This is a genomic window from Streptomyces sp. NPDC096046 (assembly GCF_040303285.1).
In the GTDB taxonomy this organism is placed as follows: Bacteria; Actinomycetota; Actinomycetes; order Streptomycetales; family Streptomycetaceae; genus Streptomyces.
This window is the reverse complement of record NZ_JBEOSZ010000012.1, coordinates 52,357-73,062: the sequence shown is the minus strand read 5'-3', so window position 1 is coordinate 73,062 and position 20,706 is coordinate 52,357. Positions and strand designations below refer to the sequence as shown.

Annotated in this window: 15 protein-coding genes; 14 read left to right on the top strand and 1 reads right to left on the bottom strand. The window is 72.9% G+C overall.

What is annotated here, in order from left to right:
- The first annotated feature begins 228 nt into the window (after nucleotides 1-228).
- The 14 genes from ABTX62_RS13560 (at nucleotide 229) to ABTX62_RS13495 (ending at nucleotide 13,259) form a co-directional block, all read left to right on the top strand.
- Complete coding sequence (locus ABTX62_RS13560) at nucleotides 229-1,506, top strand: GAF domain-containing protein (RefSeq protein WP_352116310.1); 1,278 nt, start codon at nucleotides 229-231, stop codon at nucleotides 1,504-1,506.
- Between the two features lie 207 nt (nucleotides 1,507-1,713).
- Entirely contained in the window at nucleotides 1,714-3,024 is a 1,311-nt protein-coding gene (locus tag ABTX62_RS13555; RefSeq protein ID WP_352116309.1) for a hypothetical protein, read from the top strand.
- Between the two features lie 67 nt (nucleotides 3,025-3,091).
- Entirely contained in the window at nucleotides 3,092-3,664 is a 573-nt protein-coding gene (locus tag ABTX62_RS13550; protein WP_352116308.1) for a GNAT family N-acetyltransferase, read from the top strand.
- 126 nt (nucleotides 3,665-3,790) lie between these two features.
- A complete protein-coding gene (locus ABTX62_RS13545) occupies nucleotides 3,791-3,874 on the top strand; it encodes a putative leader peptide (protein WP_311241247.1) in 84 nt (27 codons plus the stop codon).
- 123 nt (nucleotides 3,875-3,997) lie between these two features.
- Entirely contained in the window at nucleotides 3,998-5,695 is a 1,698-nt protein-coding gene (locus ABTX62_RS13540) for a nitrite/sulfite reductase (RefSeq protein WP_352116307.1), read from the top strand.
- Nucleotides 5,692-5,880, top strand: coding sequence for a hypothetical protein (locus ABTX62_RS13535; protein WP_107453554.1), 189 nt, complete (start codon nucleotides 5,692-5,694; stop codon nucleotides 5,878-5,880). The genes ABTX62_RS13540 and ABTX62_RS13535 overlap by 4 nt, the downstream gene beginning before the upstream one ends.
- Nucleotides 5,877-6,587, top strand: a complete 711-nt coding sequence (locus ABTX62_RS13530; protein WP_352116306.1) for a phosphoadenylyl-sulfate reductase — start codon at nucleotides 5,877-5,879, stop codon at nucleotides 6,585-6,587. Before ABTX62_RS13535 ends, ABTX62_RS13530 begins: the two co-directional genes overlap by 4 nt.
- A gap of 23 nt (nucleotides 6,588-6,610) precedes the next feature.
- Nucleotides 6,611-7,147: an adenylyl-sulfate kinase gene (gene cysC / locus ABTX62_RS13525; protein ID WP_352116305.1), complete on the top strand. Its 537-nt coding sequence runs from the start codon at nucleotides 6,611-6,613 to the stop codon at nucleotides 7,145-7,147.
- Complete coding sequence (gene cysD, locus ABTX62_RS13520) at nucleotides 7,144-8,079, top strand: sulfate adenylyltransferase subunit CysD (protein ID WP_352116304.1); 936 nt, start codon at nucleotides 7,144-7,146, stop codon at nucleotides 8,077-8,079. The genes cysC and cysD overlap by 4 nt, the downstream gene beginning before the upstream one ends.
- Before the next feature lie 2 nt (nucleotides 8,080-8,081).
- Nucleotides 8,082-9,416, top strand: a complete 1,335-nt coding sequence (locus ABTX62_RS13515) for a sulfate adenylyltransferase subunit 1 (protein ID WP_352116303.1) — start codon at nucleotides 8,082-8,084, stop codon at nucleotides 9,414-9,416.
- 222 nt (nucleotides 9,417-9,638) lie between these two features.
- Complete coding sequence (locus ABTX62_RS13510; RefSeq protein ID WP_352116302.1) at nucleotides 9,639-10,742, top strand: ABC transporter substrate-binding protein; 1,104 nt, start codon at nucleotides 9,639-9,641, stop codon at nucleotides 10,740-10,742.
- 49 nt (nucleotides 10,743-10,791) lie between these two features.
- A complete protein-coding gene (locus tag ABTX62_RS13505) occupies nucleotides 10,792-11,580 on the top strand; it encodes an ABC transporter ATP-binding protein (RefSeq protein WP_352116301.1) in 789 nt (262 codons plus the stop codon).
- Entirely contained in the window at nucleotides 11,567-12,463 is an 897-nt protein-coding gene (locus ABTX62_RS13500; RefSeq protein ID WP_352116300.1) for an ABC transporter permease, read from the top strand. The genes ABTX62_RS13505 and ABTX62_RS13500 overlap by 14 nt, the downstream gene beginning before the upstream one ends.
- Nucleotide 12,464: 1 nt before the next feature.
- Complete coding sequence (locus ABTX62_RS13495; RefSeq protein WP_352116299.1) at nucleotides 12,465-13,259, top strand: sirohydrochlorin chelatase; 795 nt, start codon at nucleotides 12,465-12,467, stop codon at nucleotides 13,257-13,259.
- An 80-nt stretch (nucleotides 13,260-13,339) separates the two neighbouring features.
- Here the strand turns inward: ABTX62_RS13495 and ABTX62_RS13490 are convergent, their stop codons facing one another.
- Nucleotides 13,340-20,704 carry an SDR family NAD(P)-dependent oxidoreductase gene (locus ABTX62_RS13490; protein ID WP_352116298.1) on the bottom strand — a complete coding sequence of 2,455 codons (7,365 nt, stop codon included), beginning with the start codon at nucleotides 20,702-20,704 and terminating at the stop codon, nucleotides 13,340-13,342.
- Between the last annotated feature and the right edge of the window lie 2 nt (nucleotides 20,705-20,706).

Genomic DNA, 20,706 nt, shown 5'->3' with positions numbered 1-20,706 from the left:
GTGGTGCTGCGCCGACACGGCACCACCCCCGCCGCACTGGCCCGTTCGAGCCACTGAACGCCGCTCGGAACGGCGCCGCTCAAGTTTCGGACACGGCCGGGCCGGCCCACCAGGGTTGCAAGGGGTTGCAACTTGCTGCTGACTGTGTGCGGACCGTGCGCACACCCCTCGGGCAGGCGGCACTATGAGACGGACAGTCAAAAAGCGACTCCGGGGGGCGCACCGCGTATGGACGTCACGCACTTGGCCGCCGTGGACAGCTCGCGCGCGGCCCGGGTCCTCAGCGAGGTCCGCTCCGCCCGGCTGGCCGGGCAACCCGCTCCGGTGGCGCCGCGTCCGGTGATCGAGCGGTCCTGGGAGCGGATGCTGCGCGGCGGCGTCGACCCGGACCACGACTTCCGGGCGGATCCGCTGTCCCGCGAGGAGGTGCAGCGGCGGCGCGAGACGTCGGTGTTGCGCCATGTGCTGCCGGTGCTGCGGGAGGGGCTGCTGGCCGCCGCGGACGTCGCCCACCACATCATGGTGGTGGCCGACGAGGACGGCCGGGTGCTGTGGCGCGAAGGCAGTCCGCCGGTGCTGCGCAAGGCCGACGGGCTCGGCTTCGAACTCGGCGCGGACTGGCGGGAGGACGTCGTCGGCACGAACGGTGTGGGCACCCCGGCGGTGGTGCGCCGACCGGTGCAGGTGTTCGCGTCCGAGCACTTCGTGCGCTCCCAGGCCGGGTGGACGTGTGCGGGTGCTCCCCTGACGGATCCGCGGGACGGCCGGCTGCTCGGTGTGGTGGACGTGAGCGGGCCGCTGGAGACGATGCATCCGGCCACGCTCGCCTGGGTCGGCTCGGTGGCCAAGTTGGCCGAGGCGCGGCTGCGGGAGATGCACGTGGAGTCGCTGGAGCGGCTGCGGGCGGTGGCGGCGCCGGTGCTGGCCCGGGCCGGCGTCCGTGCCCTGGCCGTCGACCCGGACGGCTGGACCGCCGCGGTCAGCGGCATGCCGTACGTGCGGCGCGTGGCCCTGCCCAAGTCGCTGTCCGCGGGCCCGAGATGGCTGCCGGCGCTCGGGCTGTGCTCGGTGGAGCCGCTGGCCGGGGGCTGGCTGCTCTCGGCGGCGGCCGGCGAGCCGGTGCCGCACGGCCCGGCCCGGATCGTGCTGGACCTCAGGCAGGCGCGGCACTGGTCGGTGGAGGTGCACGGCGGGGCGGGCTCCTGGGCCCGGGAACTGAGCCCCCGGCACGCGGAGTTGCTGTATCTCCTCGCCGTCCACCGCTCGGGCCGCAGCGCCGCGGGCCTGGCCGGGGACGTGTTCGGCGACCCGGCCCGCACGGTTACGGTGCGCGCCGAGATGTCGCGGGTGCGGCGGTATCTGGGGGCGTTCCTGGAGCACCGGCCGTACCGGTTCGCGGAGGACGCCGAAGTGGAGGTGCTGCTCCCGGAGGACCCGCGGCATCTGCTGCCGCACTCGACCGCACCGGCGGTGAGCAGGCGGCGCGGGTCCGCATCGCCGCCCTGAGGTTCACCGCGCGTGCCGTACACGCCGCCCTGAGGTTCACCGCGCGTGCCGTACACGCCGCCCCGAGGGTGCATCTTTCGCATATTTGCAGGGTCTTCGTCCCCCGCACCGCTTGCCTGCCGTAGCATCCCTCTACGGGCCACCCCACCTGCTCCTCCGTCAACGTACGGATCACCAGGCGCAGTTGGTCCGTCTCGGGAGGACGTTATGAAGCATCGCGGCAGACACCGGCGGCGCAGGCGGGGCAGGGCGCTGCGCGCGACCCTGGCCGGGACGGCCCTCGCGCTCACCGCCGCCGCCACCCTGATCAGCGCTTCACAGGCCACCGTCGCCGATGCCCCCGGAGCGCTGAAGCCGGTCGCGTCCGACGAGGGCGGGCGGCTGCCACTGGCCGAGCACCGGGTGCCCGGGCGGTGGCTGGACCGGCTCGCGTCGAAGATGGGTCGGCCCGTGGGTGTCGGCGCGGTGCTGGAGGGTGCCGACCTGCCGTTGCGGGACGCGGCCCATTGTTCGGCGGCCGAGAAGCACAGCCTGCCGGTGGAGCCGGCGGCCACCCGCGTGTACTGCTTCGGCGGCACCGACACCCGGGGCTGGCGGGCCGGCGCGGTCACCACCTCCGGCGACGCGGACGACGACGGTCGCTGGGGCGGCAACCGCGTGATCCTCTCCGGCTGGACCCGCGGCGCTGCCGAGGGCGGGTCCCTGGACGGTCCGGCTCCCGGGCAGGGCCTGGCCAAGGTCGCCTTCGTCGACGCGAACGACTCCGCCGGGCTGCGCTACACCTGGGCCCTGCTGGCCGTCCCGGTGGACGGCGGGCGGGACTACCGGGGGCTGGTCTCCCCGCTGTCCGGCATGGTCTGGTATCAGGACAAGCTGCTGGTGACGACCCGCGATCGCGACCGGGACGCGCTGTACGTGTACGACATGGACCGCATCCAGCGCGCCACCGTCGAGTCCGACGCGGTCGGCCGGGTCCGGGGCGGCTGGGCGGCGCACGGCTCCCGGTACGTGCTGCCCGCCGTGGCCTCGTACACCCTGCCCGGCGGCGACGACGTGTCCCGTCCGGCCACCGTCTCCCTGGACCGCAGCACCTCCCCCGACAGTCTGGTCGCGAGCGAGTGGGTGCCCGCGGACGGGGACCGGCGCACCCGGCTGTGGCGTTACGCGCTGAGCCGGGACCCGGCCCGCTCGGGCCTGCTCGGCACGGACTCCTCCGGACGGGCGGCCCCGGTCGAGGCGTACGAGACGAAGACGACCGATGTGCGGGGTGTGCTGGCGTACCGCTCGGGCTGGTATCTGGACCGCGCGGCGGGAAGCCCGGGTGGTCACGGGACGCTGTGGCGCCAGGACAAGGAGGGTGCGCGGGCGACGCGGTGCGGCACGGACGGGACACGGCGTTGCTGGAGCGGCCGGTCGGGTTCCCTGTCCTATTGGGAGGAGACCGGCGAGGTCTGGTCCCAGTCGGGGCGGACGCTGTTCGCGCTGCCGCTGGCGTCGATCGACCGGGCGCTGGGCTGACCGGAGCGGCCCCGCTGGGCACGGGGCCGATCGACAGACGAGCGGGTCGGATGATTTTCTGGCCCGCATGACCACCATCGCCGTGACCACCTGGTCCCTGGAGCAGATTTCCCCGACCGACCTGCTGCCGGCCGTCGCGCCGGGCGGGGACGTCCGGGTCGTCCGCTCCGAGGTTCCCTCGCCCGAGTTCAGCCGGTTCCTGTACGCGTCGGTGGGCGGCGACATCCTCTGGACGGACCGGCTCGGCTGGTCGTACGCGCGCTGGGTGGAGCACCTGGAGCGGCCCGGCGTGGAGACGTGGGTGGCGTACGACCGGGGCACGCCCGCGGGGTACGTGGAGCTGGAGGCGCAGGACGACGCGGTCGTGGAGATCGTCTACTTCGGGCTGCTGCCCGCCTTCCGGGGCCGGCGCATCGGCGGGCACCTGCTGTCCTACGGCACGGCCCGGGCCTGGGACCTCGCGGACCGCTGGGCCGGGCTGGCGCCGACGAAGCGGGTCTGGCTGCACACCTGCAGCAAGGACGGCGAGCACGCGATGGACAACTACCGGCGGCGGGGCTTCAAGCTGTTCGACACCAAGGTCGAGGAGGAGGCGGAGGCCGCCGCTCCGGGACCGTGGCCTGGGGCGTTCCCCGTCTGACCTGGACGGACACCTCAGGGGCACCCGATGTGACCCACAACACCCTTGTCTTGCTGTGCGAGACAAGGGTGTCCGCATCTTGGACGAAGCTGGACTGTGTCCAGATCGCCGTGACACGCTTCCGTCATGTCTGGAACTGGGATTGCCTTGGTGAGTCGGCGGCACGTCGACCTCGGCCGCATGTCCAGCGCCATCTGTCCGGCGCACTGAGCGTACTCAGCCCGCGCCCGACCTTCTTCTTTCCCGCCTCGCGCAATGACGCGCCCTATGCCCATGCGCCCGCATGCGCAGGTCAGAGCCGCATTTTCGCCTGTCCCGAAGGACGTATCAACCATGGCCGCCACCCCGCAGAAGCCTGCCGCCGCGACTCCCCGCCGCAAGGTGAGCCGTCACCGCGGTGAGGGCCAGTGGGCCGCGGGGCACTTCACCCCGCTGAACGGCAACGAGCAGTTCAAGAAGGACGACGACGGTCTCAATGTGCGGACACGCATTGAGACGATCTACTCCAAGCGGGGCTTCGACTCGATCGACCCGAACGATCTGCGCGGCCGTATGCGCTGGTGGGGGCTGTACACCCAGCGCAAGCCCGGTATCGACGGCGGCAAGACGGCGATCCTGGAGCCGGAGGAGCTGGACGACGAGTACTTCATGCTGCGTGTCCGGATCGACGGCGGGGCACTGACCACGCGGCAGCTGCGGGTCATCGGCGAGATCTCGCAGGAGTTCGCGCGCGGCACCGCCGACATCACGGACCGGCAGAACGTGCAGTACCACTGGATCCGCATCGAGGACGTTCCCGAGATCTGGAACCGGCTGGAGGGCGTGGGCCTGTCGACGGTCACCGCCTGCGGCGACACCCCGCGTGTGATGATCGGCTCGCCGGTGGCGGGCATCGCCGAGGACGAGATCATCGACGCCACCCCGGCCCTGGAGGAGATGAAGCGCCGCGTCCTGAACAACCCGGCGTACTCCAACCTCCCCCGCAAGTTCAAGACGGCCATCTCGGGTTCGCCGGTGCTGGACGTGGTGCACGAGATCAACGACGTCGCGTTCGTCGGCGTGAGGCACCCCGAGCACGGCCCCGGCTTCGACGTGTGGGTCGGCGGCGGCCTGTCCACCAACCCCAAGCTGGGCGTGCGGCTGGGCACCTGGGTGTCGATCGACGACGTGCCGGACGTCTACGAGGGTGTCATCTCGATCTTCCGTGACTACGGCTACCGCCGGCTGCGCACCCGCGCCCGCCTGAAGTTCCTCGTCGCGGACTGGGGCCCGGAGAAGTTCCGGCAGGTGCTGGAGGACGAGTACCTCCGGCGCAAGCTCACCGACGGCCCGGCTCCCGAACAGCCGTCCCAGCTCTGGCGCGACCACATCGGTGTGCACCGGCAGAAGGACGGCCGGTTCTACGTCGGCTTCGCACCGCGCGTCGGACGCGTCGACGGCGCGACGATCACGAAGATCGCCGACCTCGCCGAGGCGCACGGCTCGGGCCGGGTACGCACCACCGTCGAGCAGAAGATGATCGTCCTCGACGTCGAGGAGAACCAGGTCGAGTCGCTCGTCGAGGCCCTGGAGGCGCTCGACCTCACCGCCCGGCCCTCCTCCTTCCGACGCGGCACCATGGCCTGCACCGGCATCGAGTTCTGCAAGCTCGCCATCGTCGAGACCAAGCAGCGCGGCTCGCAACTGATCGACGAACTGGAGCGCCGTCTGCCCGACTTCGACGAGCCGCTCACCATCAACCTCAACGGCTGCCCGAACGCCTGCGCCCGTATCCAGGTGGCGGACATCGGTCTCAAGGGCCAGCTCATGCTCAACGACCAGGGCGAGCAGGTCGAGGGCTACCAGGTGCACCTGGGCGGCGCCCTGGGCCTGGAGGCCGGCTTCGGCCGCAAGGTGCGCGGCCTGAAGGTCACCTCCGAGGAACTCCCGGACTACGTCGAGCGCGTCCTGAAGCGGTTCCAGGCCGAGCGCGCGGACGGCGAGCGCTTCGCCGCCTGGGCGGCGCGGGCCAGCGAGGAGGCCCTGTCGTGAGCGAGCGGGCGGCACCGTTCTACTGCCCCTACTGCGGCGACGAGGACCTGCGTCCGAGCGAGGCCGCCGAGGGCAGGCACGGCGCGTGGGAATGCGCGGCGTGCAGCCGGGCCTTCTCGCTGAAGTTCCTCGGGCTGCTGTCCCGGGGAGCGCAGCGATCCGATTCCGGAGGGGCACAGATATGACGACCGCTCAGGAAGAGCGCACCACCGAAGACCTGAAGCAGCTCGCCGAGCAGGCGGGCCGCGATCTTGAAGACGCCTCCGCGCTGGAGATCCTCCAGTGGGCGGCGAAGACGTTCGGCAAGCGGTTCTGCGTGACCTCCTCCATGGAGGACGCGGTGGTCGCCCACCTCGCCGCCCGCGCCATGCCCGGCGTCGACGTGGTCTTCCTCGACACCGGCTACCACTTCGAGGAGACCATCGGCACCCGCGACGCGGTCGATGCCGTGATGGACGTCAACCTCATCACGCTCACCCCGGTTCAGACGGTCGCCGAGCAGGACGCCGAGTACGGCCCGAAGCTGCACGACCGCGACCCCGACCTGTGCTGCAAGCTGCGCAAGGTGCAGCCGCTGGAGCAGGGCCTGAAGGGCTACCAGGCCTGGGCGACCGGTCTGCGCCGCGACGAGTCCCCGACCCGGGCGAACACCCCCGTGGTCGGCTGGGACGAGAAGCGGCAGAAGGTCAAGATCTCGCCGATCGCCCGCTGGACCCAGGACGACGTCGACGCGTACGTCACCGAGCACGGCGTCCTGACGAACCCCCTGCTGATGGACGGCTACGCCTCCGTCGGCTGCGCCCCCTGCACCCGCCGCGTCCTGGAGGGCGAGGACGCGCGCGCCGGCCGCTGGGCGGGCCGCGGCAAGACCGAGTGCGGGCTGCACGGATGACGACGACGATTCAGGAGAGTGACGTGACGACCGGAGCCACCGTCTGGCTCACGGGTCTGCCGAGCGCCGGCAAGACCACGATCGCCTACGAACTGGCCGGCCGGCTCCGCGAGGAGGGCCACCGGGTCGAGGTGCTCGACGGCGACGAGATCCGCGAGTTCATCTCGGCGGGCCTCGGCTTCAGCCGCGAGGACCGGCACACCAACGTGCAGCGCATCGGCTTCGTCGCCGAGCTGCTCGCCCGCAACGGTGTGCTGGCCCTCGTCCCGGTCATCGCGCCGTACCAGGACAGCCGGGACGCGGTGCGCAAGCGCCACCAGGCGAACGGCACGGCGTATGTCGAGGTGCACGTGGCCACGCCGGTCGAGGTGTGCAGCGAGCGGGACGTGAAGGGGCTGTACGCCAAGCACGCCGCGGGCGAGCTCACCGGGCTCACCGGAGTCGACGACCCGTACGAGGCGCCCGAGTCGCCCGATCTGCGGATCGAGTCGCAGAACCAGACCGTGCGGGAGTCCGCGGCCTCCGTGTACGCCCTGCTGACCGAAAGGGGACTGGCATGACGACCGTCGCCACCGTTTCCGAGGAGACCGACAGCCCGTACGCGCTGTCGCACCTCGACGCCCTCGAGTCCGAGGCGGTGCACATCTTCCGCGAGGTGGCGGGCGAGTTCGAGCGGCCGGTGATCCTCTTCTCCGGCGGCAAGGACTCCATCGTCATGCTGCACCTGGCGCTGAAGGCCTTCCGCCCGGCGTCGGTGCCCTTCTCGCTGCTGCACGTGGACACCGGGCACAACTTCCCCGAGGTCCTCGACTACCGCGACCGCACGGTCGAGAAGCACGGGCTGCGGCTGCACGTCGCCTCCGTGCAGGACTACATCGACCGCGGTGTGCTCAAGGAGCGCCCGGACGGCACCCGCAACCCTCTCCAGACGCTGCCGCTGACCGAGAAGATCCAGGCGGAGAAGTTCGACGCCGTCTTCGGCGGTGGCCGCCGCGACGAGGAGAAGGCCCGGGCCAAGGAGCGGGTGTTCTCGCTGCGCGACGAGTTCTCGCAGTGGGACCCGCGCCGCCAGCGCCCGGAGCTGTGGAACCTGTACAACGGCCGGCACGCGCCGGGCGAGCACGTCCGCGTGTTCCCGCTGTCCAACTGGACCGAGCTGGACGTGTGGCAGTACATCGCCCGCGAGGGCATCGAACTGCCCGAGATCTACTACGCCCACGAGCGCGAGGTGTTCTCCCGCAGCGGCATGTGGCTGACCGCCGGCGAGTGGGGCGGGCCGAAGGACGGCGAGAGGGTCGAGAAGCGGCTCGTGCGCTACCGGACCGTGGGTGACATGTCCTGCACCGGCGCGGTGGACTCCGACGCCGACACCATCGAGAAGGTGATCGTCGAGATCGCCGCCTCCCGGCTCACCGAGCGCGGCGCCACCCGCGCCGACGACAAGATGTCCGAGGCCGCGATGGAAGACCGCAAGCGCGAGGGGTACTTCTAGAGATGAGCACGATCACCACCGAGGAACTCGCGGAAACGACCCTTCTGCGGTTCGCCACCGCCGGTTCCGTCGACGACGGCAAGTCCACCCTCGTCGGGCGGCTGCTGCACGACTCCAAGTCGGTCCTCACCGACCAGCTGGAGGCCGTGGAGCGCGTCTCCGCGAGCCGCGGCCAGGAGGCGCCGGACCTCGCGCTGCTGACGGACGGCCTGCGGGCCGAGCGGGAGCAGGGCATCACGATCGACGTGGCGTACCGCTACTTCGCCACGCCCCGGCGGCGGTTCATCCTCGCCGACACCCCGGGCCATGTGCAGTACACGCGCAACATGGTGACCGGCGCCTCCACCGCCGAGCTGACGGTGATCCTGGTCGACGCCCGCAACGGCGTCGTCGAGCAGACCCGCCGGCACGCGGCCATCGCCGCCCTGCTGCGCGTCCCGCACGCGGTCCTCGCCGTCAACAAGATGGACCTCGTCGGCTACGACGAGAAGGTGTTCGCGGCGATCGCCGAGGAGTTCACGGCCTACGCGACCGAACTGGGCGTCCCCGAGGTCACCGCCATCCCGATCTCGGCGCTCGTCGGCGACAACGTCGTGGAGCCTTCCGCGAACATGGACTGGTACGGCGGCCCGACCGTGCTGGAGCACCTGGAGACGGTCCCGGTCGCGCACGACCTGAGCCACTGCCACGCCCGGCTGCCCGTGCAGTACGTGATCCGCCCGCAGAGCCCGGACCACCCGGACTACCGCGGCTACGCCGGTCAGATCGCGGCCGGTTCCTTCCACGTCGGCGAGCCCGTCACGGTGCTGCCGTCCGGCCGGGCCTCGAAGATCGCCGGTATCGACCTGCTCGGCGAGCCGGTCGAGGTGGCCTGGACGACGCAGTCGGTGACCCTCCTGCTGGAGGACGACATCGACATCTCGCGCGGCGACCTGATCGTGCCGAGCAAGGACGCGCCCGCGACCACCCAGGACATCGAGGCGACCGTCTGCCATGTCGCCGACGCCCCGCTGACCGTCGGCCACCGGGTCCTGCTCAAGCACGGCACCCGCACCGTCAAGGCGATCGTCAAGGACATCCCCTCCCGCCTCACGCTCGACGACCTGTCCCTGCACCCGCACCCGGGACAGCTCGTCGCCAACGACATCGGCCGGGTGAAGATCCGTACCGCCGAGCCGCTGCCGGTCGACTCCTACGCCGACTCGCGCCGCACCGGCTCGTTCATCCTGATCGACCCGAACGACGGCACGACCCTGACCGCCGGCATGGTCGGCGAGTCGTTCGCCGCCCCGGAACCGGTCAGGGACGACTCCGAGGACGACGGGTGGGACTTCTGACATGACCGCCCCCGGTTTCTACCCCATGTTCGCCAAGGAGGGCGGCCGCGTCGGCAGCGGTGCGCTCGGGAGCGGGCAGGGGGGAGTGGCGCGATGTGTGTGCTGACGTACGCGCACCGCATGCGCGCCCTCACCCGCCACCGCCGTAGACGCAGACCCGCCGACCTCCCGGCCACGACCTGAGAGACCGTGACCGCCGGGCCTCCGAGAGGAACACCTCCCGTGCCTGCTTCATCCGCTCGCCGCCGCTGCCTCGCGGTCATCGCCGCACTTCCCCTGCTCACGGTGGCCGCCTGCGGCTACGGCTCCCAGGCCAAGGACGACGGCGCCGCGAAGATCGCCGCCGGAGCGAAGAGGATCGAGGGTCTCGGCTCCGTCAAGATCGGCTACTTCGGCAACCTCACCCACGGCACCGCGCTGGTGGGCGTGCGGAAGGGCATCTTCCAGAGGGCGCTGGGCGCCACCGAGGTCCGGTCGGCCGTCTTCAACGCCGGTCCCTCGGAGATCGAGGCGCTCAACTCCGGTTCCATCGACATCGGATGGATCGGCCCTTCCCCCGCCATCAACGGCTACGTCAAGTCGGGCGGCAAGAACCTGCGCATCATCGGCGGTTCGGCGTCCGGCGGCGTGAAGCTCGTGGTGAACCCGGACAAGATCAAGTCGCTGAAGGACGTCGAGGGCAAGCGGATCGCGACCCCGCAGCTGGGCAACACCCAGGACGTGGCGTTCCTCGACTGGGCCTCCGAGCAGGGCTGGAAGGTCGACCCGCAGAGCGGCAAGGGGGACGTCACGGTCGTCCGCAGCGACAACAAGGTCACCCCGGACGCCTTCAAGGCCGGGTCGATCGACGGCGCCTGGGTGCCGGAGCCGACGGCGTCGAGGATGGTCGCCGAGGGCGGCACCGTGCTGCTCGACGAGTCGGCGCTGTGGCCGGACGAGAAGTTCGTGATCACGAACATCATCGTGCGGCAGCAGTTCCTCGAGGAGCACCCGAAGGTCGTCGAGGCCCTGCTCAAGGGCTCGGTCGAGACCAACAGGTGGATCAACGCCCACCCGGACGCGGCGAAGGAAGCGGCCAACGAGCAGCTGGAGGCCGACTCCGGCAAGGCACTGCCCGCGCAGGTGCTGGACCCGGCGTGGAAGTCGATCCGGTTCACCGACGACCCGCTGGCCGCCACCCTGAACACCCAGGCGGAGCACGCGGTCGAGGCCGGGCTGCTCGAGAAGCCGGACCTGAAGGGCATCTACGACCTCGCGCCGCTGAACGAGGTCCTCAAGGCCGAGGGCCAGCCCACGGTCGACGACGCCGGTCTCGGCGCGAAGTAAGCCCGCATCCCGAAGCCGCATTGTGAAAAGTTCCCAGGAGGTGACGACCATGGCCACGACCCTCGCCGAGGCCGCCGACGGCACCGAGGCGGCCACGCACGCCGCCCGGATCGCACACGTGTCGAAGTCGTTCGCGGGCCCCGCCGGGCAGCAGCTCGTCCTGGACGACATCACCCTCGACGTCGCGCCCGGAGAGTTCGTCACCCTCCTGGGGGCCTCGGGCTGCGGCAAGTCCACACTGCTCAACCTGGTGGCGGGCCTGGACCGGCCCTCCGCCGGCGAGATCACCACGGACGGCCGCCCGGCGCTGATGTTCCAGGAGCACGCGCTGTTCCCGTGGCTGACCGCGGGCAAGAACATCGAACTCGCCCTGAAGCTGCGGCGTGTGCCGAAGGCCGAGCGCCGCGAGCGGGCCGAGGAGCTGCTCGAACTGGTGCGGCTGAAGGGCGCGTACGGCAAGCGGGTGCACGAGCTGTCGGGAGGGATGCGCCAGCGCGTCGCACTGGCCCGTGCGCTCGCGCAGGAGAGCAAGCTGCTGCTGATGGACGAGCCGTTCGCGGCGCTGGACGCCATCACGCGGGACGTGCTGCACGACGAGCTGACGCGCATCTGGCGCGAGACGCAGTTGTCCGTCCTGTTCGTCACGCACAACGTGCGCGAGGCGGTCCGGCTCGCGCAGCGCGTGGTGCTGCTGTCCTCCCGTCCGGGACGGATCGCACGCGAGTGGACCGTGGACATCGCGCATCCGCGCCGCATCGAGGACACCGCCGTGGCGGAGCTTTCCGTCGAGATCACCGAAGAACTGCGTGGGGAGATCCGCCGTCATGGCCAGCACTGATTCGACGACCGTCGCCAAGGACGGCAGCGATCTCGCCGGGCTGGAGGCGGGCCTCGACGCGCTGGAGTCGAGGCAGACGCTCCGCACGCCGTTTCGGCAGACCTTCGTCCAGAAGATCCTGCCGCCCGTCCTCGCCGTCGCGCTGGTGCTGGCCCTCTGGCAGGCGCTCGTCTCGTTCCGGATCGTCGACGACCCGACCAAGCTGCCCGCTCCGTCCGCGGTGTGGGACGTCGTCCGGACGGCGTGGCTCCAGGGCGAGTTGCTCGGTTACATCTGGACCAGCGTCTCGCGCGGTCTGCTCGGCTTCTGCCTCGCCCTCCTGATCGGCACGCCGCTGGGGCTCATCGTCGCCCGGGTGAGGTTCATCCGCGCCGCGATCGGCCCGATCCTGTCGGGCCTGCAGTCCCTGCCGTCGGTCGCCTGGGTGCCGCCGGCGGTGATCTGGCTCGGCCTGAACAACTCGATGATGTACGCGGTGATCCTGCTCGGCGCGGTCCCGTCGATCGCCAACGGCCTGGTCTCCGGCGTCGACCAGGTGCCCCCGCTGTTCCTGCGCGCGGGCCGCACGCTCGGCGCGACGGGCCTGAAGGGCACCTGGCACATCGTCCTCCCGGCCGCCCTGCCCGGCTATGTGGCGGGCCTGAAGCAGGGCTGGGCCTTCTCCTGGCGCTCCCTGATGGCCGCCGAGATCATCGCGTCCTTCCCCGACCTCGGCGTCGGCCTCGGCCAGTTGCTGGAGAACGGCCGCAACGCCAGCGACATGGCCATGGTGTTCGAGGCCATCCTGCTGATCCTCGTCGTCGGCATCGCCATCGACCTGCTCATCTTCAGTCCGCTGGAGCGGTGGGTGCTGCGCAGCCGAGGCCTCCTGGTGAAGAGCTGACATGATCGACAAGCCCGTGCTCCTCGTCATCGCCCACGGCAGCCGCGACCCGCGCCACGCCGCGACGGTGCACGCCCTGGTGCGCCGGGTGCGCGCGCAGCGCCCCGACGTGCGGGTGGAGACGGGCTTCCTGGACTTCAACGTCCCCTCCGTGCAGGGGGTCCTGGAGTCCCTGGCGGTGCAGGGCGTCTGCGACGTCGTCGCCCTGCCCCTGCTCCTGACCCGGGCGTTCCACGCGAAGGCGGACATCCCCGCGGTCCTCGCGGACGCGCCCCGGCAGCTGCGCATCCACCAGGCGGACGTCCTCGGCCCGTCCCCTCTCCTCGTGGGGGCCCTGGAACGACGCCTGTACGAGGCGGGCCTGACACCCGCCGACAAGTCCTCGACCGGGGTCGTCCTGGCCTCGGCGGGGTCCACCGACCCGGAGGCGATCGCAGTGATCGCAGCAATCGCGCGGGAGTGGCGGCACACCGGTTGGTGCGCCGTGCGGCCTGCGTTCGCCTCCGCATCCCTCCCGCGCACGGAGGACGCCGTCCGCGAACTGCGCGCACTCGGCTGCTCCCGGGTCGCCGTCGCCCCGTACGTCCTGGCCCCCGGCTTCCTCCCGGACCGCATCGCCCGGGGCGCGGCGGAGGCGGACGTCCTGGCGGACGTCCTGGGCCCGGCGCCGGAGGTGGCGCGGGTGGTACTGGAACGGTACGAGGCGGCACGGATTCTCGGCGTCGAAGAGGCCGGCGGCGTACTGGGGCGGCAGGGCGCCGGTCAGGTGCCGGAGGCGGTCCTCGTCGCCGGATGACCGCCCCGGGCACGGAGGGCGCCGGTCCGCGGTCCGTGCCCCGCCAGGACCGGTGACGCCCTTCGCAGGGGCCGCGTCCCCTACCCGCCGGTGGCCAGGTCCAGCCGCTGGTGGACCAGGCGGGCGAAGTGGGTCAGCGTACGGCCGGTGGCCAGGTCGGCCGGTCCGAGGCGGATGTCGAACAGCTCCCTCGCCTGCGTCAGGAACTGCACGCCCAGCAGCGAGTCGAGACCGAAGTCGGTGACGTTGAGCGCCGGGTCCAGGTCGGCCGGATCGGTCTGCAGGACGTCCGCGAGGAGCCGGGTGATCGTGCCGGTGATCTCGCGCACCGCCTCGTCGGCCGGGAGGTCCGCCAGCGTGCTCAGGAGCTCGGTGCGCGCGTCCGCGGACACGGTGGAGGACGACGGCGCCAGCGCGGCGAACCGGGGGGTGGCCAGGGCGGGGAGCAGGTGACGTGCGGTTCCCCAGCGGTAGCGACCCGCGCCCGCGACATCGGTGCCGGCGGCCAGGCAGCGGTCGGCGGTGGTCAGGACCTCGGCGGGAGTGAGCAGTTCCAGGCCGCGTCCGGACATCGCGCCCCCCATGCCGCTGCGCGCCACATAGCCCGTCTCCCCGATCGGGCCCCAGGCCAGGGTCGTACCCGCCCGGCCCGCGGCGCGACGGGCCCGCGTGAGGGCTTCCAGGTAGGCGTTGGCCGCCGCGTAGGCGGCCTGACCCGGATTGCCGATACCGGCCGAGACGGAGGAGTAGGTGAGGAACAGGTCCAGGTCGCGGTCGGCGGTGAGACGGTCCAGCAGTGCCGCGCCCGCCGCCTTGGGCGCCAGTACGGCGGCGAACCGGTCGTCGGCGAGGTCGGCCAGCGCCGCGTCGTCCATGTGCATCGCCGCGTGCACCACGCCCCGCAGCCGGTGCCCTGTGGCGTCCACGGCGTCCAGGACCCGGCGCAGCGCCGCTTCCTCGGTGACGTCGGCGGCGTGGGCGGTGACATGCACGCCGCGTGCGGTGAGGTCCCGGAGCAGGGCGGGTGCCTCGGGTGCGTCGGGGCCGCTGCGGGAGACCAGGGCCAGGTGCCGGGCACCGCGGTCGGCCAGCAGGCGGGCGGTGGCGGCGCCGAGTCCGCTCAGTCCGCCGGTGATCAGGTAGGTGCCGTCGCCGTCGAGGCGGAGCGTGCCGGGCGCGGGCTCCACGGGGACGGGTTCGTCCAGCGGGTCGAAGGTGACCACGACCTTGCCGGTGTGCCGGGAGTGCTGCAGAAGGTGGAAGGCCTCCTCGACCCGGGCGGCGGGGTGGACGGTGTGGGGCAGGGGCCGGTACGTGCCGGAGGCGGCCTCCGCCTCGAAGTCGGCGAGGAGACGGGACCCCAGTTCCGGGTTGTCGATGACGGTGTCGAGGTTGAAGCCGATGAACGTGAGGCTGCGGTCGAAGGGGCGCAGCGTGATCGGGTTGTTGAGGAAGATGTCCCGCTTGCCGAGTTCGATGAACCGGCCGCCCGGGCGCAGCAGGTCGAGGCCCTGGGCGATGGCCTCGCCGCTGAGGGAGTTCACCACGACGTCCACGCCCCGGCCACCGGTCAGTTCCCGCACTCGCGGGACGAAGTCCAGGGTGCGGGAGTCGAGCACGTGCTCGACGCCGAGGGTGCGCAGCAGGTCCCGTTTGGTCTCCGTGCCGGCGGTGGCGATGACGCGGGCGCCCCGCCTGCGGGCGCACTGCAGGACGGCCAGGCCCACCGCCCCGGCCCCGCCGTGCACGAGCACGGTCTCCCCGGAGCGAAGGCCCGCCTGGTTGACGAGGGTCTGGTGCACGGTCAGGAAGGCGACGGGGAAGGTCGAGGCCTCCGTGAAGCTCATCCCGTCGGGGATGCGGACGACGGCGGCGGCGGGGGCCGTCGCGTGGGAGGCGAGGGCGGCGGGCACCAGGCCGCAGACCCGGTCCCCCGGCTTCAGGTCCCGCACTCCCTCTCCGACGGCGCGCACGACGCCGGCGCCGTCGGTGCCCAGGCCGCGGCCGATGGGGCTGTTCTCCACCGCCTCGGGCGGCAGCAGGCCGTTGGCCCGCATGGGATCGCGGTAGTTCAGGGCCACGGCCCGCATCTCGATCGCGACCTCCCCCGGACCGGGCTCGGGAAGGTCCGTCTGCCGCCAGACCAGCCGCCTGCGCAGGCCGGGGTCGCGTGCCTCCAGGATGAACGGAGCACCGGCCGGAACGCCGGGGGGCTCGTCGGCCGGATGCTGGATGTGCCGGGGGACGAATCGGCCGCCGGCGGTCAGGACGATCTCGTCCTCCCGGGCGGCCGGATCGTCGCCGGGTGCGAGCAGTTCCCCGGCCAGGCGGCGGGCGTCGGCGCCGGCGTCACCGGTGCGGTGGCAGGACAGACGCCGCAGGCGCAGATCGGGCCGCTCGTTGGCGAGGGTGCGGCAGGCCGCCCAGACGGCCGCGTCGACCGGGTGCGTCGGCTGTTCCGGGGCCGGGAACAGCCCGGTGGGGCGGGTGACGAGCCAGATGCCGGGGCCGGTGCGGCCCCGCGGGTCGTCGCAGGCGGCGGCCAGGGATCGCAGCATCGCCGCGCGACGGGTGGTCGGCGCCACGGTGTTGTGCGGGCCGGTCTCGGCGAACAGCAGGACGAGGTGCGGATCGGGGGCCGTGGGCAGGACCGCCTTCCAGGCGGCGGCGTCGTCGGGCGCGGTGACCACGGTGGCCTTCCCCAGGTGGGCGGCGAGCGCCTGCGCGGTCGGCAGCTCGGTGGCGTCCTCCACGGCGACCACCCAGGCGGCGCCGGGACCCGTCCGCAGCGGCTCCGGGTCCGGCACGGGGCCGTGGTCCGCCGCGGCGAGCAGGACGGAACGGTCCTCGGGCCCGGTCTGCGCCACACGCGGGAAACCGCACCGAGCCAGCAGCGGTGCCCACGCGTCTCGGGGCAGGATGCGGGAGGCCGGGCGCAGGGTGTGGTCGCCGCGCTCCCAGAAGTGGTTCAGCGCGCCGGACAGCAGGGCTTGCAGCCGGGCGTGGTGAGCTTCGGTGACCAGCAGGTGCCCGCCGGGGGCCAGCATGCCGTGCAGCCGGCTCAGGGTCGTGGCCAGGTCGGCGGTGGCGTGCAGGGTGTCGCCCGCGAGGACGAGGTCGAAGCCGCCCGGGGGCAGGCCCTGGCCGATCAGGTCGGCGTCCGGGTCCAGGGTGCGGCGGTCGACGAAGTCGTGGCAGGCGAAGCGGTGTTCGGCGCGGGTGAGCACACTCGTGGCGGCGGCCGCGCAGGTGTAGCGGGTCCGGTCGGCCGGCAGGACGGGGAGGACGGCTGCCGTCAGGGCGGTGGTGGTGGCGCCGAACTCCAGGACGCGCAGCGGACGGTCGGCCGGCCAGCGGGCGACGATGTCGCCGAGCAGGGCCTGCACGACGCGGTGGGTGAAGCGGTGGGCCGGGTCCGTCTCGTGGAGTTGCTCCACAGTGCCGTCCCCGGCCGGCAGCGGTTCGGGGGCGCCGGCGCGTCCCCGCACCACGTCGGGCAGTCGGCGCAGTTGCCGGTTGAGGAGCAGGGTGCGGGCGCCGAACGCGGGATGGTCCTCCACCAGGTCGCGCAGCAGCGCCTCCGCCCTGGTCTGCGCGCCGGTCAGCTGCCAGGCGTCCTCCGCCTGCCGGGCGAGACCGTGTTCCGTCAGCAGGGGGAGCATCAGCCGCGCGAGCCGCCGGTGCCGGGGCTGCATGCCCCCGGCCACCAGGTCGGCCATCGAGAACGGGGCCGAGGGGTCGGTGAGAAGTCCGCGCAGCGTCTCCGCCCAGCAGTGGGCGCCGGCCCGTTCCGCGGCGGCGGTGAACCGGCGGTGGCCGTCGTCGTCCAGGGCGGTGCGGGCGGCGGCGATGCGCGGTTCGGCCGCGCGCACCACCTCGACGGGCTCGGGAAGCGGGGAGGGCGCGGCGGGACGTGCCGGGTGGGGGGCGGCCCGCAGCACGGTGTGCTGGACGGTCAGCGGGACGCGCTCGGTCATGTGGCCGCGGCGGGTGCGGCAGCCCTCGATCTCGGCGGTGACCGTGCCGTCCGGGTCGGCGTAGGTGATGTCCCAGCACATCTCGTTGGCGCCGCGACCGCGTCGGCGCAGGTGCACCACGCCGGTGGGCGCGGGGGTGCGCCACACGCGGACGGACCGGAACACGGTCGGCAGGAACGCGGCGGACTCCGCCTGCGCCCCCGCGAGGGCCACGGTGGCCTGGAGCGGCGCGTCGATCAGGACGGGGTGGGCGGTGTAGGCGTCGGTGTCGTGCCGCAGCCGGTAGCTGACCAGCACCTCGTCGTCGCCGGCGTCGATGTGGTCGATGAGCTGGAAGTCGGGACCGCAGTTCAGGCCGATGCCGTGGCAGGTCCGGTAGAAGTCCGGACCGTCGAGGGCGCGGTCGCAGCGTGCTCGGAGCGCGTCGACGTCGAGCGGGGCGGGTGCCGTGCCGAGCAGGGTGCGGACCTGGGCGCGTACGACGGGCACGCACTCCCCGCCGTGTTCCTCGCGGACGCTGATGGTGACGGCGCCGTCGTCGGGGGTGACCGAGGTCTGCAGGGCGACCGGGGTCGGGTCGGGCCACGGCACGGCCAGCGGACGGCCGATCTCCAGGTGCCGTACCTCGACCGGGCGGTCCAGGGCGCGCCGGCCGGCGCTCAACGCCATCTCCACGTAGGCGGCGGCCGGCATGAGGACGTCGTCGCCGATCCGGTGGTCGCCCAGCCAGGGCACCAGTTGCGGTTCGACGGTGCCGTGCCACACGGGGTGCGGGGCTGGCATCCGCTCGCCCACCAGCGGATGGTCCAGCAGGCCACTGCCGATGGCGGGTTTGACGAGGTCCTGTGGGGCGCCGTGCCAGTGCCGTTCGTGCTGCCAGGCGTAGGCGGGCAGGTCGACCACCCGGCCCGGGCGGGGGAAGTGGTGGCTCCAGTCGGTCGCGGTGTCGGCGGCGAGTGCCGCGGCGACGGCCGCCGCGGCCTCGCGGGGGCCGTCCCCGTCGCGGTGCAGGGTGGCCACGCAGGTGGCGCCGGTGTGGCGCAGATAGGGGCGCAGCACCGGGTGCGGGCCGATCTCGACCAGGAGGCCGGCGTGCCCGTCGGCGAGGCGGGCGGCGGCCTCGGCGAACCGGACGGGTTCGCGGACGTTGCGCCACCAGTACTCGGCGTCGAGTTCGGTCCCGTTCAGCGGGGTGCCGGTGACGGTGGAGAGGAACGGGATGCGGGCCGGGGCGGGTTCGAGGCCGTCGAGGGCGGCGAGCAGGGGCTCCCCGATGGGGTCCATGGCCCGGCTGTGGAAGGCGTAGTCCAGGTCCAGTTCGCGGAAGAAGACACCGCGGCCGGTGAGTTCGGCCCCCCAGGCCGCCAGGGTGTCGGCGTCCCCGGCGACGGTCACGTCACGGTCGCTGTTGACGCCCGCGATCTCCAGTGCCCCGTCGTGACGGAGCAGTTCCTCGCGAGCCTGTGCCTCGGGCAGGCCGACGGCGGCCATGCGGCCCCGGCCGGCGGTGGCGCCCTGGGTGCGGCTGCGCTCGGCGATCACCAGCGCCGCCTGCTCCAGTGTCAGGGCTCCGGCGGTGTGGGCGGCGGCGACCTCGCCGACACTGTGTCCGGTCACCGCCCGCGGACGCACCCCGTGCGAGGCCAGCAGTGCGGTCAGGCCGACCTGCACGGCGAACAGGACCGGCTGGGCGATCTCGGTGCGCTGCCACGTCCTCGGGCGCGGGTGGGCCAGTTCCTTGGTCACCGACCAGCCCAGGTGGGGCGCCAGGGCCGCGTCGGCCTCCTCGACGGCCCGGCGGAAGGCCGGTTCGCTCTCCAGCAGGTCGGCGGCCATGCCCGGCCACTGGGAGGCGTTGCCGGAGAACACGAACGCGGTTCCGTCCCGCTCGCCCTTGCGTACGACGGCCCCGCGGGCGGGTTCCGCGACCGTCAGCCGGTCCAGCTGCCGGGCGGCGTCCTGCGGGCCGGCGGCCAGGACGGCGGCGCGGTGCGGGTGCGCGGTGCGGCGTACGGTGCTGGTGCGGGCCAGGTCGTAGAACTCCTCCGGCGCCGTGTTCCGCAGCCGCTCCGCCATGCGGGCGGTCATCTGCTTCAGCGCCTTGGGCGACCGCGCGGAGACGACCAGCGGCAGCGGGCGGCTCTGCGGCGCCGGGCCCGGCTCGGGATCCCGGGCGGCGGGGGGCAGGGTGAGGACGGCGTGGGCGTTGGCCCCGCCGAAGCCGAAGGCGCTCACGCCGACGGCGGCCCTCTCGCCCGGCTCCAGCGGTACGGGCTCGACGGCGGGGGCGAGTCCGAGGCCGTCGAAGTCGATGCGGGGGTTGAGGGGAAGGGCGTGCAGGGACGCCGGTACCAGCCGGTGGCGCAGCACCAGGATGGCCTTGAGCAGGCCGGCCATGCCCGAGGCGGGTTCGAGGTGGCCGACGTTCGACTTCACCGAGCCGATCGGCAGCGGGCCGCGGCGGCGGCGCCGGCCCAGCGCCCGGCCGATGGCCTCGGCCTCCGCGGGGTCGCCGACCTGTGTGCCGGTGCCGTGGGCCTCGACGTACACCAGGTCGTCCGCGTCGATGCCGGCCTCGGCGTAGACCGTGTGCAGCAGCGCCTCCTGGGCCTCGGCGCTGGGCACGATCATGCCGGTGCTGCGGCCGTCGGTGTTGTTGCCGGTGGCGGCCAGTACGGCGTGGACGCGGTCGCCGTCCGCCACCGCGTCCGCGAGGCGCTTGAGGACGACCACCCCGCCGCCCTCGGCTCGGACGAAGCCGTCGGCGTCCGCGGAGAACGCCGCGCAGCGTCCGCGCCGGGAGAGCATGTTCGCGTAGCAGAACCCGGCGAAGGAGTAGGGGTTGGACAGCACGTTGACACCGCCGACGAGGGCGACGCGGCCGGTGCCCTCGTGCAGGGTGCGGCAGGCCCGGTCCAGGGCGACCAGGGCGGAGGAGCAGGCCGTGTCGACGGCCATGCTCGGGCCGCGCAGGTCGAAGGCGTAGGAGATCCGGTTCGCCGTGATGGACAGGGTGGCGCCCGGCATGGTGTGCGGGCTGGTGTGGTTCTGCATCATCGACAGGCTCACGCCGTAGCCGGGGTCGGAGACGCCCACGTACACGCAGGTGTCCGACCCGGCCAGTGACTCGGCGGGGATGGCGGCGTCGTCGAGTGCCTCGGCGGCCATCTCCAGGAGCAGTCGCTGCTGCGGGTCGATGTGCCGGGCCTCCGCGGGCGACATGCCGAAGTAGGCGGCGTCGAAGGAGGCCACGTCGTCGAGGAAACCGCCGGCGGCGGTGTAGCTGCGGCCGGGCCGCACGGGGCCCGGGTCGACGGTGCGGTCCCGGGGCAGCCGGTCGGCGGGCATCTCGCCGACCACGTCCCGCCCGTCACGCAGCACGGACCACAGTCCGTCCAGGTCCGTGACGCCACCGGGAAGGCGACAGCCGACACCCACCACCGCCACGGCCCGTTCGAGCTGGTGCATCG

Bases quoted from the DNA above. Each gene is read 5' to 3' on its own strand.
- ABTX62_RS13545 (WP_311241247.1), top strand. From the start codon at position 3,791: ATGTCTGGAACTGGGATTGCCTTGGTGAGTCGGCGGCACGTCGACCTC.
- ABTX62_RS13550 (WP_352116308.1), top strand. From the start codon at position 3,092: ATGACCACCATCGCCGTGACCACCTGGTCCCTGGAGCAGATTTCCCCG.
- ABTX62_RS13530 (WP_352116306.1), top strand. From the start codon at position 5,877: ATGACGACCGCTCAGGAAGAGCGCACCACCGAAGACCTGAAGCAGCTC.
- ABTX62_RS13505 (WP_352116301.1), top strand. From the start codon at position 10,792: ATGGCCACGACCCTCGCCGAGGCCGCCGACGGCACCGAGGCGGCCACG.
- ABTX62_RS13540 (WP_352116307.1), top strand. From the start codon at position 3,998: ATGGCCGCCACCCCGCAGAAGCCTGCCGCCGCGACTCCCCGCCGCAAG.
- ABTX62_RS13500 (WP_352116300.1), top strand. From the start codon at position 11,567: ATGGCCAGCACTGATTCGACGACCGTCGCCAAGGACGGCAGCGATCTC.
- ABTX62_RS13515 (WP_352116303.1), top strand. From the start codon at position 8,082: ATGAGCACGATCACCACCGAGGAACTCGCGGAAACGACCCTTCTGCGG.
- ABTX62_RS13560 (WP_352116310.1), top strand. From the start codon at position 229: ATGGACGTCACGCACTTGGCCGCCGTGGACAGCTCGCGCGCGGCCCGG.
- ABTX62_RS13555 (WP_352116309.1), top strand. From the start codon at position 1,714: ATGAAGCATCGCGGCAGACACCGGCGGCGCAGGCGGGGCAGGGCGCTG.
- cysD (WP_352116304.1), top strand. From the start codon at position 7,144: ATGACGACCGTCGCCACCGTTTCCGAGGAGACCGACAGCCCGTACGCG.
- ABTX62_RS13490 (WP_352116298.1), bottom strand. From the start codon at position 20,704: ATGCACCAGCTCGAACGGGCCGTGGCGGTGGTGGGTGTCGGCTGTCGC.
- ABTX62_RS13495 (WP_352116299.1), top strand. From the start codon at position 12,465: ATGATCGACAAGCCCGTGCTCCTCGTCATCGCCCACGGCAGCCGCGAC.